The 14,480-nt window shown below is 61.3% G+C and carries 11 protein-coding genes and 1 riboswitch; of the genes, 10 read left to right on the top strand and 1 reads right to left on the bottom strand.

All coding sequences use genetic code 11. The annotated features are described in order from the left end of the window. Positions 1–186: 186 nt before the first annotated feature. The 7 genes from E3Z29_RS24155 (at position 187) to astE (ending at position 8,091) form a co-directional block, all read left to right on the top strand. The gene (locus tag E3Z29_RS24155; protein ID WP_134787126.1) at positions 187–1,407 is read left to right on the top strand and encodes an aspartate aminotransferase family protein; all 1,221 of its coding nucleotides are present in this window, start codon (positions 187–189) and stop codon (positions 1,405–1,407) included. Positions 1,408–1,647: 240 nt separating this feature from the next. Further along, a complete protein-coding gene (gene aruF, locus E3Z29_RS24150; protein WP_025112905.1) occupies positions 1,648–2,667 on the top strand; it encodes an arginine/ornithine succinyltransferase subunit alpha in 1,020 nt (339 codons plus the stop codon). A 51-nt stretch (positions 2,668–2,718) separates the two neighbouring features. After that, a complete protein-coding gene (gene astA / locus E3Z29_RS24145; RefSeq protein ID WP_027612638.1) occupies positions 2,719–3,744 on the top strand; it encodes an arginine N-succinyltransferase in 1,026 nt (341 codons plus the stop codon). Next, the gene (gene astD, locus E3Z29_RS24140; protein ID WP_167734222.1) at positions 3,741–5,210 is read left to right on the top strand and encodes a succinylglutamate-semialdehyde dehydrogenase; all 1,470 of its coding nucleotides are present in this window, start codon (positions 3,741–3,743) and stop codon (positions 5,208–5,210) included. The genes astA and astD overlap by 4 nt, the downstream gene beginning before the upstream one ends. A 163-nt stretch (positions 5,211–5,373) precedes the next feature. Beyond that, on the top strand, positions 5,374–6,720 hold the full coding sequence (astB, locus tag E3Z29_RS24135; RefSeq protein ID WP_003227272.1) for an N-succinylarginine dihydrolase: 1,347 nt from the start codon (positions 5,374–5,376) through the stop codon (positions 6,718–6,720). A gap of 57 nt (positions 6,721–6,777) precedes the next feature. Next, positions 6,778–7,068, top strand: a complete 291-nt coding sequence (locus tag E3Z29_RS24130) for a topoisomerase II (RefSeq protein WP_134787124.1) — start codon at positions 6,778–6,780, stop codon at positions 7,066–7,068. 12 nt (positions 7,069–7,080) lie between these two features. After that, positions 7,081–8,091 (top strand): succinylglutamate desuccinylase, encoded by a 1,011-nt coding sequence (gene astE, locus E3Z29_RS24125; protein ID WP_027612642.1) that lies wholly within the window; start codon positions 7,081–7,083, stop codon positions 8,089–8,091. A 67-nt stretch (positions 8,092–8,158) separates the two neighbouring features. On the opposite strand, the gene E3Z29_RS24120 is transcribed toward astE, so the two are convergent. After that, a complete protein-coding gene (locus tag E3Z29_RS24120; RefSeq protein WP_047295837.1) occupies positions 8,159–8,668 on the bottom strand; it encodes a 6,7-dimethyl-8-ribityllumazine synthase in 510 nt (169 codons plus the stop codon). 101 nt (positions 8,669–8,769) lie between these two features. Further along, a riboswitch (FMN riboswitch) is annotated at positions 8,770–8,941 on the bottom strand. A 290-nt stretch (positions 8,942–9,231) separates the two neighbouring features. On the opposite strand from E3Z29_RS24120, the gene ltaE reads away from it, so the two are divergent. The 3 genes from ltaE to E3Z29_RS24105 all read left to right on the top strand — a co-directional run bounded on the left by ltaE (position 9,232) and on the right by E3Z29_RS24105 (position 14,333). Next, positions 9,232–10,236 (top strand): low-specificity L-threonine aldolase, encoded by a 1,005-nt coding sequence (ltaE, locus tag E3Z29_RS24115; RefSeq protein ID WP_134787123.1) that lies wholly within the window; start codon positions 9,232–9,234, stop codon positions 10,234–10,236. 146 nt (positions 10,237–10,382) lie between these two features. Beyond that, the gene (alaS, locus tag E3Z29_RS24110) at positions 10,383–13,001 is read left to right on the top strand and encodes an alanine--tRNA ligase (RefSeq protein WP_134787122.1); all 2,619 of its coding nucleotides are present in this window, start codon (positions 10,383–10,385) and stop codon (positions 12,999–13,001) included. Positions 13,002–13,091: 90 nt separating this feature from the next. Beyond that, positions 13,092–14,333, top strand: coding sequence for an aspartate kinase (locus E3Z29_RS24105; protein ID WP_025112914.1), 1,242 nt, complete (start codon positions 13,092–13,094; stop codon positions 14,331–14,333). The last annotated feature ends 147 nt before the right edge of the window (positions 14,334–14,480 follow it).

Raw genomic sequence — 14,480 nt, 5'->3', positions numbered from 1 at the left:
ATGGCGGCGTGCAGTTTAAACTGCGCCTTTGCGACGCTATATGTCGCATTGCCGTAAACCCGGGAAAATCCGGGGTTTGCGCTATAAGAAGTTGTCGCTTGGCGGCAAGGCCGGGCTGAAAACTGTCCTTACAATCCCCCCATCGCTCGCCAGTTTCAGGCGGGTGTTCCTCTTCAGGAGACTCCGATGTCCGTTGAGCACGCTGCGGTACAACGCGCCGATTTCGACCAGGTAATGGTTCCCAACTACGCGCCTGCCGCTTTCATTCCGGTGCGTGGCGCCGGTTCCCGCGTCTGGGACCAGAGCGGTCGCGAGCTGATCGACTTCGCCGGCGGGATTGCCGTAAACGTATTGGGCCACGCGCATCCGGCGCTGGTCGGTGCCTTGACCGAGCAGGCGAACAAGCTGTGGCACGTGTCTAACGTGTTCACCAATGAGCCGGCCCTGCGCCTGGCGCACAAGCTGATCGACGCCACGTTCGCCGAGCGCGTGTTCTTCTGCAACTCGGGCGCCGAAGCCAACGAGGCCGCGTTCAAGCTGGCCCGTCGCGTGGCGTTCGACCGTTTCGGCAGCGAGAAGTACGAGATCATCGCCGCGCTCAACAGCTTCCACGGTCGTACCCTGTTCACCGTCAACGTCGGTGGCCAGTCGAAGTACTCCGACGGTTTCGGTCCGAAAATCACCGGCATCACCCACGTTCCTTACAACGATCTGGCCGCGCTGAAAGCGGCGGTGTCCGACAAGACCTGTGCGGTCGTGCTCGAACCTATCCAGGGCGAGGGCGGTGTACTGCCGGCCGAACTGGCTTACCTGCAAGGTGCCCGCGAACTGTGCGACGCGCACAACGCGCTGCTGGTGTTCGACGAAGTGCAGACCGGCATGGGCCGAACCGGCCACCTGTTCGCCTACCAGCATTACGGCGTAACCCCGGACATCCTGACCAGCGCCAAGAGCCTGGGCGGTGGTTTCCCGATCGCCGCGATGCTGACCACTGAAGCGCTGGCCAAACATCTGGTCGTCGGCACCCACGGCACCACCTACGGCGGCAACCCGCTGGCGTGCGCCGTTGCCGAGGCAGTGATCGACGTGATCAACACCCCCGAGGTGCTGAGCGGCGTCAACGCCAAGCACGACAAATTTAAGACCCGTCTGCAGCAGATCGGCGAGAAGTACGGCCTGTTCACTCAGGTGCGAGGCCTCGGTCTGTTGATCGGCTGCGTGCTGAGCGATGCCTGGAAAGGCAAGGCCAAGGACATCTTCAACGCCGCTGAAAAAGAAGGCCTGATGATTCTGCAGGCCGGCCCGGACGTGATCCGTTTCGCCCCGAGCCTGGTGGTGGAAGACGCCGATATCGATGCCGGTCTGGACCGCTTCGAACACGCGGCAGCAGCACTGACGCAAGCCTGATAGACCCTTCGGCGCCCGAGGATTCGGGCGTCGAACCCAATTTTTGATACCGGACAGATTTAACTGTCGGAGTCAGCCTTAGTGGTGAGGGGATTTATCCCCGATGGGCAGCGAAGCGGCCCCCAAAATCTTGGGGCTGCTGCGCAACCCATCGGGGATAAATCCCCTCACCACAGGGCTCACTCCTACAAGGCCCGGCTATTTCTTCAGTAAATTTTTATAAGAGAAAGGAGTGACACCATGCTGGTGATGCGCCCTGCGCAAATGGCTGATCTGGGCGAGGTACAGCGTCTGGCTGCGGACAGTCCGATTGGTGTCACTTCCTTGCCGGATGACGTGGAACGTCTGAGCGACAAGATCGCCGCGAGCGAAGCCTCGTTCGCTGCCGAAGTGAGTTTCAACGGTGAAGAGAGCTACTTCTTCGTCCTCGAAGACACCGCCACCGGCAAACTGGTCGGCTGCTCGGCGATCGTTGCCTCGGCCGGTTACTCCGAGCCGTTCTACAGCTTCCGCAACGAAACCTTCGTCCACGCTTCTCGCGAGCTGAAAATCCACAACAAGATCCACGTGCTTTCGCAATGCCACGACCTGACCGGCAACAGCTTGCTGACCAGTTTCTACGTGCAGCGTGAGCTGGTGGGGTCGCCGTGGGCCGAGCTCAACTCCCGTGGCCGCCTGCTGTTCGTCGCCAGCCACCCGGAGCGTTTCGCCGATTCGGTGGTGACCGAGATCGTCGGCTACAGCGACGAAAACGGTGACTCGCCATTCTGGGACGCGATCGGGCGCAACTTCTTCGACCTCAACTACGCCGAGGCCGAACGCCTGTGTGGCCTGAAGAGCCGCACGTTCCTCGCCGAACTGATGCCGCATTACCCGATCTACGTGCCGCTGCTGCCGGATTCCGCTCAAGAAGCGATGGGCCAGGTGCACCCGCGTGCGCAGATCACTTTCGACATCCTGATGCGCGAAGGCTTCGAGACCGATCACTACATCGACATTTTCGACGGTGGCCCGACCCTGCATGCGCGTGTTTCGGGGATCCGTTCGATCGCCCAGAGCCGTGTAGTGCCGGTGAAGATCGGCGAGCCGGTCAAAGGCGCCGGGCGCCAGTATCTGGTGGCCAACGCGCAGTTGCAGGATTACCGCGCGGTGCTGCTGGAACTCGATTACGCGCCGGGCAAACCGGTGACCCTGGATCTGGAAGCAGCCGAAGCCCTGGGCGTCGGTGAAGGTGCCAGCGTGCGCCTGGTGGCGGTTTAACGCCTTAGCGAGTTTCACGGGTGGCGAAGGCGGCCCGTTTGAGGAGATAGCATGATTGTTCGTCCCGTACGCAGCAGCGATTTATCCGCGCTGATCGACCTGGCCCGCAGCACCGGCACCGGCCTGACCACGTTGCCGGCCAACGAAGAACGCCTGACTCACCGGGTCGGCTGGGCCGAGAAGACCTTTCGCGGCGAAGCCGGCCGTGGCGATGCGGACTACCTGTTCGTGCTCGAAGACGACAACGGTCGCGTGGTGGGGATTTCCGCCATCGCCGGCGCGGTCGGTCTGCGTGAGCCGTGGTACAACTTCCGCGTCGGCCTGACCGTCAGCGCCTCGCAAGAGCTGAACATCTATCGCGAGATTCCGACGCTGTTCCTCGCCAACGACCTCACCGGCAACTCCGAGCTGTGCTCGCTTTTCCTGCATGCCGATTACCGCACCGGTCTGAACGGCCGCATGCTGTCCAAGGCCCGCATGCTGTTCATCGCCGAGTTCCCTGAGCTGTTCGGCAACAAGATCATCGCCGAGATGCGCGGCGTCTCCGATGAAGCCGGACGCTCGCCGTTCTGGGAGAGCCTCGGTCGGCACTTCTTCAAGATGGAATTCAGTCAGGCCGATTACCTGACCGGCGTTGGCAACAAGGCGTTCATTGCCGAACTGATGCCGAAATTCCCGCTGTACACCTGCTTCCTGTCGCCGGATGCGCGCAACGTCATCGGTCAGGTACACCCCGACACTGAACCGGCGCTGGCGATGCTCAAGAGCGAAGGTTTCAGCTATCAGGGCTACGTCGACATCTTCGACGCCGGCCCGGCCATCGAGTGCGAAACCAGCAAGATCCGCGCAGTCCGCGACAGCGAAGCGCTGGTGCTGGCGATCGGTACACCGGGCGATGACGCCACGCCGTTCATCATCCATAACCGCAAGCGCGAAGATTGCCGCATCACCGCTGCCCCGGCCCGCCTGGCCGCCGGCACGCTGGTGGTCGATCCGCTGACCGCCAAACGTCTTCAACTCAACGCTGGCGATCAAGTGCGCGCCGTGGCGTTGTCTGCTGCTCGGGAGTCGAAATAATGAATTCGCTATACATCGCAGGTGAATGGCTCGCCGGTCAGGGCGAAGCCTTTCAGTCGCTGAACCCGGTGACCCAGCAGGTGCTGTGGTCGGGGGAGGGCGCTACCGCCGCTCAGGTCGAGTCGGCCGTGCAGGCTGCGCGTCAGGCCTTTCCGGGTTGGGCGCGGCGTTCGCTGGACGAGCGCATCAGCGTGCTCGAAGCCTTCGCCGCCACTCTGAAAAACCACAGCGACGAACTGGCCCGTACCATCGGTGAGGAAACCGGCAAACCGTTGTGGGAAGCCGCGACCGAAGTTACCAGCATGGTCAACAAGATCGCGATCTCGGTGCAGAGCTACCGCGAACGTACCGGCGAGAAGAGCGGCCCGCTGGGCGACGCCACCGCCGTACTGCGCCACAAGCCACACGGTGTGGTGGCGGTGTTCGGCCCTTACAACTTCCCGGGTCATTTGCCGAACGGGCACATCGTGCCGGCGCTGCTGGCCGGTAACAGCGTGCTGTTCAAGCCAAGCGAGCTGACGCCGAAAGTCGCCGAGCTGACGGTCAAGTGCTGGATCGAAGCCGGTCTTCCGGCCGGCGTGTTGAACCTGCTGCAAGGTGCTCGCGAAACCGGTATCGCGCTGGCGGCGAACCCGGGCATCGACGGACTGTTCTTCACCGGTTCGAGCCGCACCGGCAATCACCTGCACCAGCAGTTCGCCGGGCGTCCGGACAAGATTCTTGCTTTGGAAATGGGTGGCAACAACCCGCTGGTGGTCGATCAGGTGGCTGATCTGGACGCGGCGGTGTACACGATCATTCAGTCGGCGTTCATCTCCGCCGGTCAGCGTTGCACCTGCGCCCGTCGTCTGCTGGTGCCGCAAGGCGCGTGGGGCGACAGCCTGCTCAAGCGTCTGGTGGAAGTCAGCGCGACCATCGAGGTCGGTGCGTTCGATCAGCAACCCGCGCCGTTCATGGGCTCGGTGATTTCCCTTGGCGCGGCGAAAGCGCTGATGGATGCCCAGCAACACCTGCTGGCCAATGGCGCGGTGTCGCTGCTGGCGATGACTCAGCCGCAAGCGCAATCGGCGTTGCTGACTCCGGGCATTCTGGATGTGACCGCCGTGGCCAAGCGCCCGGACGAAGAACTGTTCGGCCCGTTGCTGCAGGTGATTCGCTACGCCGATTTCGCTGCGGCGATCGCTGAGGCCAACGACACCGCTTATGGCTTGGCGGCTGGTTTGCTGTCGGATTCCGAAGATCGTTATCAGCAGTTCTGGCTGGAAAGCCGCGCCGGTATCGTCAACTGGAACAAACAGCTGACCGGTGCGGCGAGCAGCGCGCCGTTCGGCGGTGTCGGGGCTTCGGGCAACCATCGCGCCAGCGCCTACTACGCGGCGGATTACTGCGCGTACCCGGTGGCGTCGCTGGAAACACCGAGCCTGGTGTTGCCTGCGGCCCTGACGCCTGGCGTGAAGATGGCGTAACGGCCATCGCGAGCAGGCTCACTCCTACAGGATTTGTGTCGAACATAGCATGTGTGAACACCGCCAAACCTGTAGGAGTGAGCCTGCTCGCGATAGCCGCGACGCGGTCTGACTGAATTGTTACTTGAAGCCTATAACAACAGATTCTCGTGGAGCCTCGCTGATGAAATCCTATGAAGTCAATTTTGACGGTCTAGTGGGGCCGACCCATAACTACGGTGGTCTGTCCTACGGCAACGTCGCGTCCCAGAGCAACAGCCAGCAGTCTTCGAACCCGAAGGAAGCGGCGCTGCAAGGTCTGGCGAAAATGAAAGCGCTGATGGAAATGGGCTTTCAGCAAGGCGTGCTGGCGCCGCAGGAGCGTCCGGACGTGGCCGCTCTGCGCCGTTTGGGCTTCAGCGGCACCGACGCGCAAGTGATCGAGCGCGCCGCGAAGGAAGCCATGCCGTTGCTGGTTGCCAGTTGCTCGGCATCGAGCATGTGGGTGGCCAATGCCGCCACTGTCAGCCCGAGTGCCGACACCGCTGACGGTCGCGTGCATTTCACCGCCGCCAACCTCAACTGCAAATACCACCGCAGCATCGAACACCCGACCACCAGCCGCGTGCTCGGTGCGATGTTCGCCGATCAGCAGCACTTCGCCCATCACGCCGCGTTGCCGGCGGTGGCGCAGTTCGGTGACGAAGGCGCGGCCAACCACACGCGTTTCTGCCGTGAGTACGGCGAGGCCGGTGTCGAGTTCTTCGTGTTCGGTCGCAGTGCGTTCGACACCCGTTACCCGGCGCCTCAGAAGTACCCGGCGCGCCAGACTCTGGAAGCCTCGCAAGCGGTAGCGCGTCTGCACGGTCTGCGTGACGAGGGCGTGGTTTACGCGCAGCAGAACCCGGCGGTGATCGACCAGGGCGTATTCCACAACGACGTGATCGCGGTGGGTAACGGCGAGGTGCTGTTCTATCACGAGGACGCGTTCCTCGACACCGAACAGATGCTGGCCGAGTTGCAGGGCAAACTGGCCAAGGTCGGCGGCAAGTTCCAGTCGATCTGTGTGCCGCGTTCGGCGGTCACCGTCGACGACGCGGTGCGCTCCTATCTGTTCAACAGCCAGTTGCTGTCGCGTCCTGACGGTTCGATGCTGCTGATCGTGCCGGAAGAGTGCCGGGGCAACGAGCGCGTGTGGAACTACCTGCAAGGGCTGACCAGCTCCGGCGGGCTGATCCGCGAAGTGAAAGTCTTCGACCTCAAGCAAAGCATGCAGAACGGCGGTGGCCCGGCGTGCCTGCGACTGCGCGTCGCGCTCAACGAAACCGAGCTGGCGGCGGTCAATCCAGGGGTTATCATGACGGCCCCGTTGTACGGTTCGTTGACCGCATGGGTTGAAAAGCACTACCGCGACCGCCTGAGCGAAACCGATCTGGCGGACCCGCAGTTGCTGCTTGAATGCCGGACGGCACTGGATGAACTGACGCAAATCCTTAAACTGGGCGCGGTTTATCCATTCCAGATCAATTGATGGCCGGCGCGTTGCCTGAACACGGCGCGCGGCTTGTCTCCCCAAGAGAGTAAAAACATGAGCGATTCCCTGCAGCTGATCCTTGAAGACACCGACGGCACGCAACTGCAAACCTCGTGCACCCGCGTCGCGGTCATGTGGCAAGGCAAAGAGCTGTGGATCCAGCAGGACGGCCGTGGCCAACTGCTGATCGGCGTGGACGTCGAGGAAGGTGACGAAGAGTACGCCAACCTGCTGCTGCGCCCATTGGCAACTAATCTGGTAAGTCTGCAACTGGAAATGGAACCGGCTGAAGTCGGCGACGACGAAGACCACGTGCACGGCCCGGATTGCAACCACGATCACTAAGGAAACCGCTCTATGCTCGCCCTCGGCAAACTGCTTGAACTGACCCTCGCCGGCCGCGAACCGGCGGAGAAGACTCAACTGACTGTCGAAGGCGTGCGCATGCGCTGGTTGAGCGAGGGTGCGCTGGAAGTCCGGCCACCCGAAGCGCGTGACAATGGCCTGGACCTGCTGCTGTCGGCAGGTATCCACGGCAATGAAACAGCGCCGATCGAGTTGCTCGATCGGCTGCTGCATGACATCGCTCGCGGCGATCTGAAGCCGCGTGCACGCATTCTGTTCCTGTTCGGCAACCCGGAAGCGATCCGCAAGGGCGAGCGCTTCGTCGAGCAGGACGTCAATCGGCTGTTCAACGGCCGGCATGAACAAACCAGCGGTTCCGAAGCCATCCGCGCCTGCGAGCTGGAACGGCTGGCGGCGAGCTTCTTCAGCCTGCCGGATCGGCAGCGCCTGCACTACGACCTGCACACCGCCATTCGTGGTTCGAAGATCGAGCAGTTCGCGCTGTATCCGTGGAAGGAAGGTCGCCAGCATTCGCGCCGCGAGCTGGCGCGTCTGCGCGCTGCCGGGATGGAAGCGGTGCTGCTGCAGAACAAGCCGTCGATCGTGTTCAGTTCCTACACCTACGACAAGCTCGGTGCCGAGGCTTTCACCCTGGAACTGGGCAAGGCGCGGCCGTTCGGGCAGAACGAAGGGGTGGATGTTTCACGTCTGGAAACTCGTCTGAAGCAGATCATCGAAGGCAATGAGCCGGATCTGGCTGCAGAGGGACTGGATGGTTTGCAGCTGTTCAGCGTCGCCCGGGAAATCATCAAGCACAGCGATGCGTTCCGCCTGAACCTGCCAGCGGACATCGAGAACTTTTCTGAATTGGATGTGGGTTATGTACTGGCCGAAGATCTGGCCAATACCCGCTGGGTCATCGAGGAAGAGGGCGCGCGAATCATCTTCCCTAATCCCAAGGTCAAGAACGGCTTGCGTGCGGGCATCCTGATCGTGCCGGCCACCGACGAACATCTCGCCTGACGCAATTTTCGGTCTGATATATAACCCTGTGGGAGCGAGTGAGACCAAAAGCCTCACTCATGGTCTATCAGACGGCGACCGCACGCGGCTCACTGCGACGCAACGCACGAACCTTCTGCAGCGTATCCGCGCAAGTCCGCGCCGCTTCCTGACCCTTGTGTACAAAGTGCTCGAAGAAGAATTTCTGATGTTCTTCACCGGCATGGAAGTGGTGCGGGGTCAGGGACACCGAGAACACCGGTACTTCGGTTTCCAGTTGCACCTGCATCAGGCCGCTGACCACTGACTGGGCAACGAACTCGTGACGGTAGATGCCGCCGTCCACGACCAGAGCCGCCGCGACGATGCCGGCATAACGACCGGTCTTGGCCAGCAACTTGGCGTGCAGGGGCATTTCAAAGGCGCCGCCGACTTCGAAGAAGTCGATGTCCGATTCCTGATAACCCTGAGCCAGCATTTCGGCGACGAAGCCCTTACGGCTTTGGTCGACGATTTCCTTGTGCCAGCAGGCCTGGATGAACGCAACGCGCTCGCCGTGAGGGTGTTTGCTTTTGCTGTCGATAGCGGTGGGTTGCATGTTCTGACTCCTGTTTGTGTGAAAAACAGGGCGTTATGAATTGAAAGGGATTCAAGGGTACGCACGAGCACACAAGCGCGCGGGCGGCCCTTTGGTGTCAATCCCGTTCTCTCTTCATCCGGACTATGACCGTCGGCCCCGGAATCACACCGGGTCTGCTGACCTTGCCGCCGATCACAGCAAAAGCCGTGTTCGTCGCCAAGCGCTCGCGGGCTATGCGCATTGCGCGCAATTACCGCCGGTGGGGAATTGCACCCCGCCCTGAGAACGTTTTTGCCGCCCTTTCTCGGGCGGCGCAGCGTTTTTATCACATATTTTCCAGCCGTGCACAGAACCTGTGGGAGCGGGCTTGCTCCGGGCGGCGTTCCGACGAAGGCGGTGTGTCAGTCAGCAAATTGATTGGTTGACACACCGCTTTCGCGAGCAAGCCCGCTCCCACATTGGGTTGCGTCCTTTCAATAAGTAATGTGCTTTTTCTCACTCAAGGGTTGATTAATCGGCGCCATGACCGCAGTAATTCACCTTCGAAAAGGGATTTCCCCTGCTGACCAGAGGCCAGGTTCATGAGCGTTATCGATCTTCGCAGCGACACCGTCACCCAACCGACTCCTGCCATGCTCGACGCGATGACGGCGGCGGCCACGGGTGACGATGTGTACGGCGAAGATCCGACGGTCAATCGTCTGGAGGCGGAACTGGCAAAACGCCTGGGGTTCGCCGCCGCGCTGTTCGTGCCGACCGGCACCATGAGCAATCTGCTGGGCCTGATGGCGCATTGCGAACGTGGCGACGAATACGTCGTCGGCCAGCAGGCGCACACCTATAAGTACGAGGGCGGTGGCGCGGCGGTGCTCGGTTCGATCCAGCCACAGCCGCTGGAAGTGCAGGCCGACGGTTCGCTGGATCTGGCTCACGTAGCGGCAGCGATCAAGCCGGATGACTTCCATTTCGCCCGTACCCGGCTGCTGGCGCTGGAAAACACCATGCAGGGCAAAGTGTTACCGCTGGAGTATCTGGCCCGCGCGCGCCAATTCACGCGGGAGCATGGTCTGGCCCTGCATCTGGACGGCGCGCGGCTGTACAACGCGGCGGTCAAGCTTGGGGTGGATGCCCGCGAGATCACGCAACATTTCGATTCGGTGTCGGTGTGCCTGTCCAAAGGCCTCGGCGCGCCGGTCGGTTCGGTGCTGTGTGGCACTGAGCAGCTGATCGGCAAGGCCCGCCGCCTGCGCAAAATGGTCGGCGGCGGCATGCGTCAGGCCGGGTTGCTGGCAGCGGCGGGGCTGTATGCGCTGGATCACCACGTTGAGCGCCTGGCGGATGACCATGCCAACGCCCGGCTTTTGGCCGAAGGCCTGCGCGCGGCCGGGTTCAGCGTCGAGCCGGTGCAGACCAACATGGTCTACGTGCAAATGGGCGATCAGGCCGAAGCGCTCAAGGTGTTTGCCGCCGAACGCGGGATCAAGTTGAGCGCCGCGGCGCGCTTGCGCATGGTCACGCACATGGACGTCAATCGCTCGCAAATCGAGCAAGTGATCGCGACATTCGTCGAGTTTTCGCGCAAGTGACAGCGTTAGCCGTCCAATTGACCGTTACTATCGTATAAACACGCTGTACCCCGCGCGAAGGGCCGATATAATGCGGCCCTTTGCCGTCGTTTCGTCTGTTGACGTTTCGTACAGGCCTTTGGCCGCAGCCTCCGTGGAAGAACCTAATGAAAAGCGCAGAAATCCGTGAAGCCTTCCTTCGCTTCTTCGAAGAGCAAGGCCACACCCGTGTAGCCTCCAGCTCTTTGATTCCGGGCAACGACCCAACCCTGCTGTTCACCAACGCGGGGATGAACCAGTTCAAGGACTGCTTCCTGGGCCAGGAAAAGCGCGCGTACACCCGCGCAACCAGCAGCCAGAAGTGCGTGCGTGCCGGTGGCAAGAACAGCGACCTGGAAAACGTCGGTTATACCGCTCGTCACCACACCTTCTTCGAAATGCTCGGTAACTTCAGCTTCGGTGATTATTTCAAGCACGACGCGATTACCTTCGCCTGGACCTTCCTGACCGGCGTCCTGAAACTGCCGAAGGAAAAACTCTGGGTCACCGTCTACGCCTCCGATGACGAAGCGTATGACATCTGGACCAAGCAGATCGGCGTGCCGGTCGAGCGCATGATCCGCATCGGCGACAACAAAGGCGCGCCTTACGCCTCCGACAACTTCTGGACCATGGGCGATACCGGCCCGTGCGGCCCATGCACCGAGATTTTCTACGATCACGGCGACCACATCTGGGGCGGCCCACCGGGTTCGCCGGAAGAAGACGGCGACCGTTACATCGAGATCTGGAACAACGTGTTCATGCAGTTCAACCGCACCGCCGATGGTGTGTTGCATCCGTTGCCAGCGCCGTCGGTCGACACCGGCATGGGCCTGGAGCGGATCAGTGCGGTGATGCAGCACGTCAATTCCAACTACGACATCGACCTGTTCAAGAACCTGCTGAAGGCCTCGGCTGAAGCCATCGGCTGCGAAAATGGCGATCAGTCGTCGCTGAAAGTGGTGTCCGACCACATTCGTTCGTGCGGTTTCCTGATCGCCGACGGCGTGCTGCCGTCCAACGAAGGCCGCGGCTACGTGCTGCGCCGGATCATTCGTCGCGCCTGCCGTCACGGCAACAAGCTGGGCGCCACCGGCAGCTTCTTCTACAAGATCGTCGCTGCACTGGTCGCCGAGATGGGCGAAGCCTTCCCGGAACTGAAGAAGCAGCAGAGCAACATCGAGCGCGTACTCAAGGCTGAAGAAGAGCAGTTCTCCAAGACCCTGGAGCACGGCTTGAAGATTCTCGAACAGGATCTGCTGGAACTCAAAGGCACCGTGGTGCCAGGCGACGTGGTGTTCAAACTCTACGACACCTACGGTTTCCCGATGGACCTGACGGCCGACATCGCTCGCGAGCGCGGCCTGACCGTCGACGAAGTCGGCTTCGAGCGTGAAATGGAAGCCCAGCGTGTTCGTGCGCGTTCCGCCAGCTCGTTCGGTCTGGACTACAACACCCTGGTCAAGGTTGATGTGGCCACCGAGTTCACCGGTTACAAAGACACCAGCGGTTCGGCAAAAATCGTCGCTATCTATAAAGATGGTCAGTCGGTCGACGTCTTGAGTGAAGGCGAAGAGGCGGTGATCGTGCTGAACCAGACGCCGTTCTACGCTGAGTCCGGCGGCCAGATTGGCGACTGCGGTTTCCTCCAGGCCGGTAACGCACGTTTCGACGTCCGTGACACCACCAAGACCGGCGGCGCCTTCCTGCACCACGGTGTTCTGGATTCCGGCAGTCTGACCATCGGCGCGCCAGTGGAAACCCATGTCGATGCCGAGGTGCGTCACGCGACTTCGCTAAATCACTCGGCCACCCACTTGCTGCACGCTGCGCTGCGTCAGGTACTGGGCGAGCACGTTCAGCAGAAGGGTTCGTTGGTGGATAGCCAGCGTCTGCGCTTCGACTTCAGCCACTTTGAAGCGATCAAGCCGGAGCAGATCAAAGCGCTGGAAGATATCGTCAACGCCGAGATCCGCAAGAACTCTGCAGTTGAAACCGAAGAAACCGACATCGAAACCGCCAAGCAGAAAGGCGCGATGGCGCTGTTTGGCGAGAAGTACGGCGACAACGTGCGCGTGCTGAGCATGGGCGGCGATTTCTCCGTCGAGCTGTGTGGCGGTATCCACGCCAACCGCACCGGCGACATCGGCCTGCTGAAGATCATCAGCGAAGGCGGTGTGGCATCGGGTGTGCGTCGTATCGAGGCAGTCACCGGTGCTGCGGCACTGGCCTACTTGAACGCTGCAGAAGAACAACTCAAGGAAGCGGCCAACCTGGTCAAGGGCAGCCGCGACAATCTGATCGACAAGCTGTCGGCCGTGCTGGAGCGCAACCGCGTGCTGGAAAAGCAACTCGAGCAGTTGCAGGCCAAGGCTGCCAGCGCCGCGGGCGACGATCTGTCGAACTCGGCAGTCGACGTCAAAGGCGTGAAGGTTCTGGCTGCACGTCTGGATGGTCAGGATGGCAAGGCGCTGCTGGCGCTGGTCGATCAGCTGAAAAACAAACTCGGCCGCGCAGTGATCCTGCTCGGCAGTGTCCATGAGGAAAAGGTCGTACTGGTTGCAGGCGTAACCAAGGACCTGACTGGCCAACTCAAAGCCGGTGATTTGATGAAACAGGCTGCTGCGGCAGTGGGCGGGAAGGGCGGTGGTCGTCCGGACATGGCGCAGGGCGGCGGTGTTGACGCCGGCGCACTGGATGGCGCGCTGGCGCTGACCGTTCCATTCGTCGAGCAGGGTTTATAAGACGGCCCGTCGGGCCCGCAGTCTAGTGGCGGGCCCGGCGGCTGTTCGAGTGATTATTGGGCGCCCTTCATGGGCAGAGGCGGCTTTGAAATGGCTTTGATCGTACAGAAATTTGGAGGCACCTCGGTCGGCACTGTCGAGAGAATCGAGCAGGTCGCCGACAAGGTTAAGAAATTCCGCGATGCCGGCGATGACCTGGTGGTTGTGCTGTCTGCAATGAGCGGCGAAACCAACCGTCTGATCGATCTGGCCAAGCAAATCAGTGGCGACGTGCAACCGGTTCCGCGTGAACTGGACGTGATCGTTTCCACCGGTGAGCAGGTGACGATTGCCCTGTTGGCCATGGCGCTGATCAAGCGCGGTGTGCCGGCGGTGTCGTACACCGGTAATCAGGTGCGGATCCTGACGGACAGTGCGCACAATAAAGCGCGTATCTTGCAGATTGATGACCAGAAGATTCGCGGTGATCTGAAAGCAGGTCGCGTGGTGGTTGTCGCCGGTTTCCAGGGCGTCGACGAGCACGGCAACATTACCACCCTCGGCCGTGGCGGTTCCGACACCACAGGCGTGGCACTGGCGGCTGCCTTGAAGGCTGACGAGTGCCAGATCTACACCGACGTCGATGGTGTCTACACCACTGACCCGCGTGTGGTGCCGGTCGCTCAGCGTCTGGACAAGATCACCTTCGAAGAGATGCTGGAAATGGCCAGCCTCGGTTCCAAGGTGCTGCAGATCCGTGCGGTGGAATTCGCCGGCAAGTACAACGTTCCGCTGCGCGTACTGCACAGCTTCAAGGAGGGTCCGGGCACCCTCATTACTATTGATGAAGAGGAAACCATGGAACAGCCGATCATTTCCGGCATCGCTTTCAACCGCGATGAAGCCAAGCTGACCATCCGTGGCGTGCCAGACACCCCGGGCGTGGCGTTCAAGATTCTCGGCCCGATCAGTGCCGCGAACATCGAAGTCGACATGATCGTGCAGAACGTTGCGCACGATAACACCACTGACTTCACCTTCACCGTGCACCGCAACGACTACCAGGCCGCACAGACCGTGCTGGAAAACACCGCTCGCGAGATCGGTGCCCGGGAAGTGGTGGGCGACACCAAGATTGCCAAGGTCTCGATCGTCGGTGTCGGCATGCGTTCCCACGCAGGCGTGGCCAGCCGCATGTTCGAATCCCTGGCCAAGGAAAGCATCAACATCCAGATGATCTCGACGTCGGAAATCAAGGTTTCCGTGGTGATCGAAGAGAAGTATCTGGAGCTGGCCGTGCGCGCCCTGCACACGGCTTTCGAACTGGATGCGCCGGCCCGTCAGGGCGAGTAAATCCGGTCACCTGAAGGGCGCGGTCTGACCGCGCCCTTTATTTTTTGAATGGCGCGAGCCCTGAACTGTTCTTTTGCTCGCGCTGGTCAATACTCAGGCATGTAGGGCTACGATCGCTCCGGTTGTAGGTCGGGTGCCTTTTTTTTG

This window comes from Pseudomonas sp. S150 (assembly GCF_004526365.1).
GTDB classification, from domain to species: domain Bacteria; phylum Pseudomonadota; class Gammaproteobacteria; order Pseudomonadales; family Pseudomonadaceae; genus Aquipseudomonas; species Aquipseudomonas putida_A.
The sequence above is the reverse complement of the archived record's forward strand: the minus strand, read 5'-3'. Positions and strand labels throughout refer to the sequence as shown.

Excerpts from the sequence above, each read along its gene's own strand:
- E3Z29_RS24120 (WP_047295837.1), bottom strand. The coding sequence starts at position 8,668 with ATGCAACCCACCGCTATCGACAGCAAAAGCAAACACCCTCACGGCGAG.
- astE (WP_027612642.1), top strand. The coding sequence starts at position 7,081 with ATGCTCGCCCTCGGCAAACTGCTTGAACTGACCCTCGCCGGCCGCGAA.
- astB (WP_003227272.1), top strand. The coding sequence starts at position 5,374 with ATGAAATCCTATGAAGTCAATTTTGACGGTCTAGTGGGGCCGACCCAT.
- E3Z29_RS24155 (WP_134787126.1), top strand. The coding sequence starts at position 187 with ATGTCCGTTGAGCACGCTGCGGTACAACGCGCCGATTTCGACCAGGTA.
- E3Z29_RS24105 (WP_025112914.1), top strand. The coding sequence starts at position 13,092 with ATGGCTTTGATCGTACAGAAATTTGGAGGCACCTCGGTCGGCACTGTC.
- aruF (WP_025112905.1), top strand. The coding sequence starts at position 1,648 with ATGCTGGTGATGCGCCCTGCGCAAATGGCTGATCTGGGCGAGGTACAG.
- ltaE (WP_134787123.1), top strand. The coding sequence starts at position 9,232 with ATGAGCGTTATCGATCTTCGCAGCGACACCGTCACCCAACCGACTCCT.
- astA (WP_027612638.1), top strand. The coding sequence starts at position 2,719 with ATGATTGTTCGTCCCGTACGCAGCAGCGATTTATCCGCGCTGATCGAC.
- alaS (WP_134787122.1), top strand. The coding sequence starts at position 10,383 with ATGAAAAGCGCAGAAATCCGTGAAGCCTTCCTTCGCTTCTTCGAAGAG.
- E3Z29_RS24130 (WP_134787124.1), top strand. The coding sequence starts at position 6,778 with ATGAGCGATTCCCTGCAGCTGATCCTTGAAGACACCGACGGCACGCAA.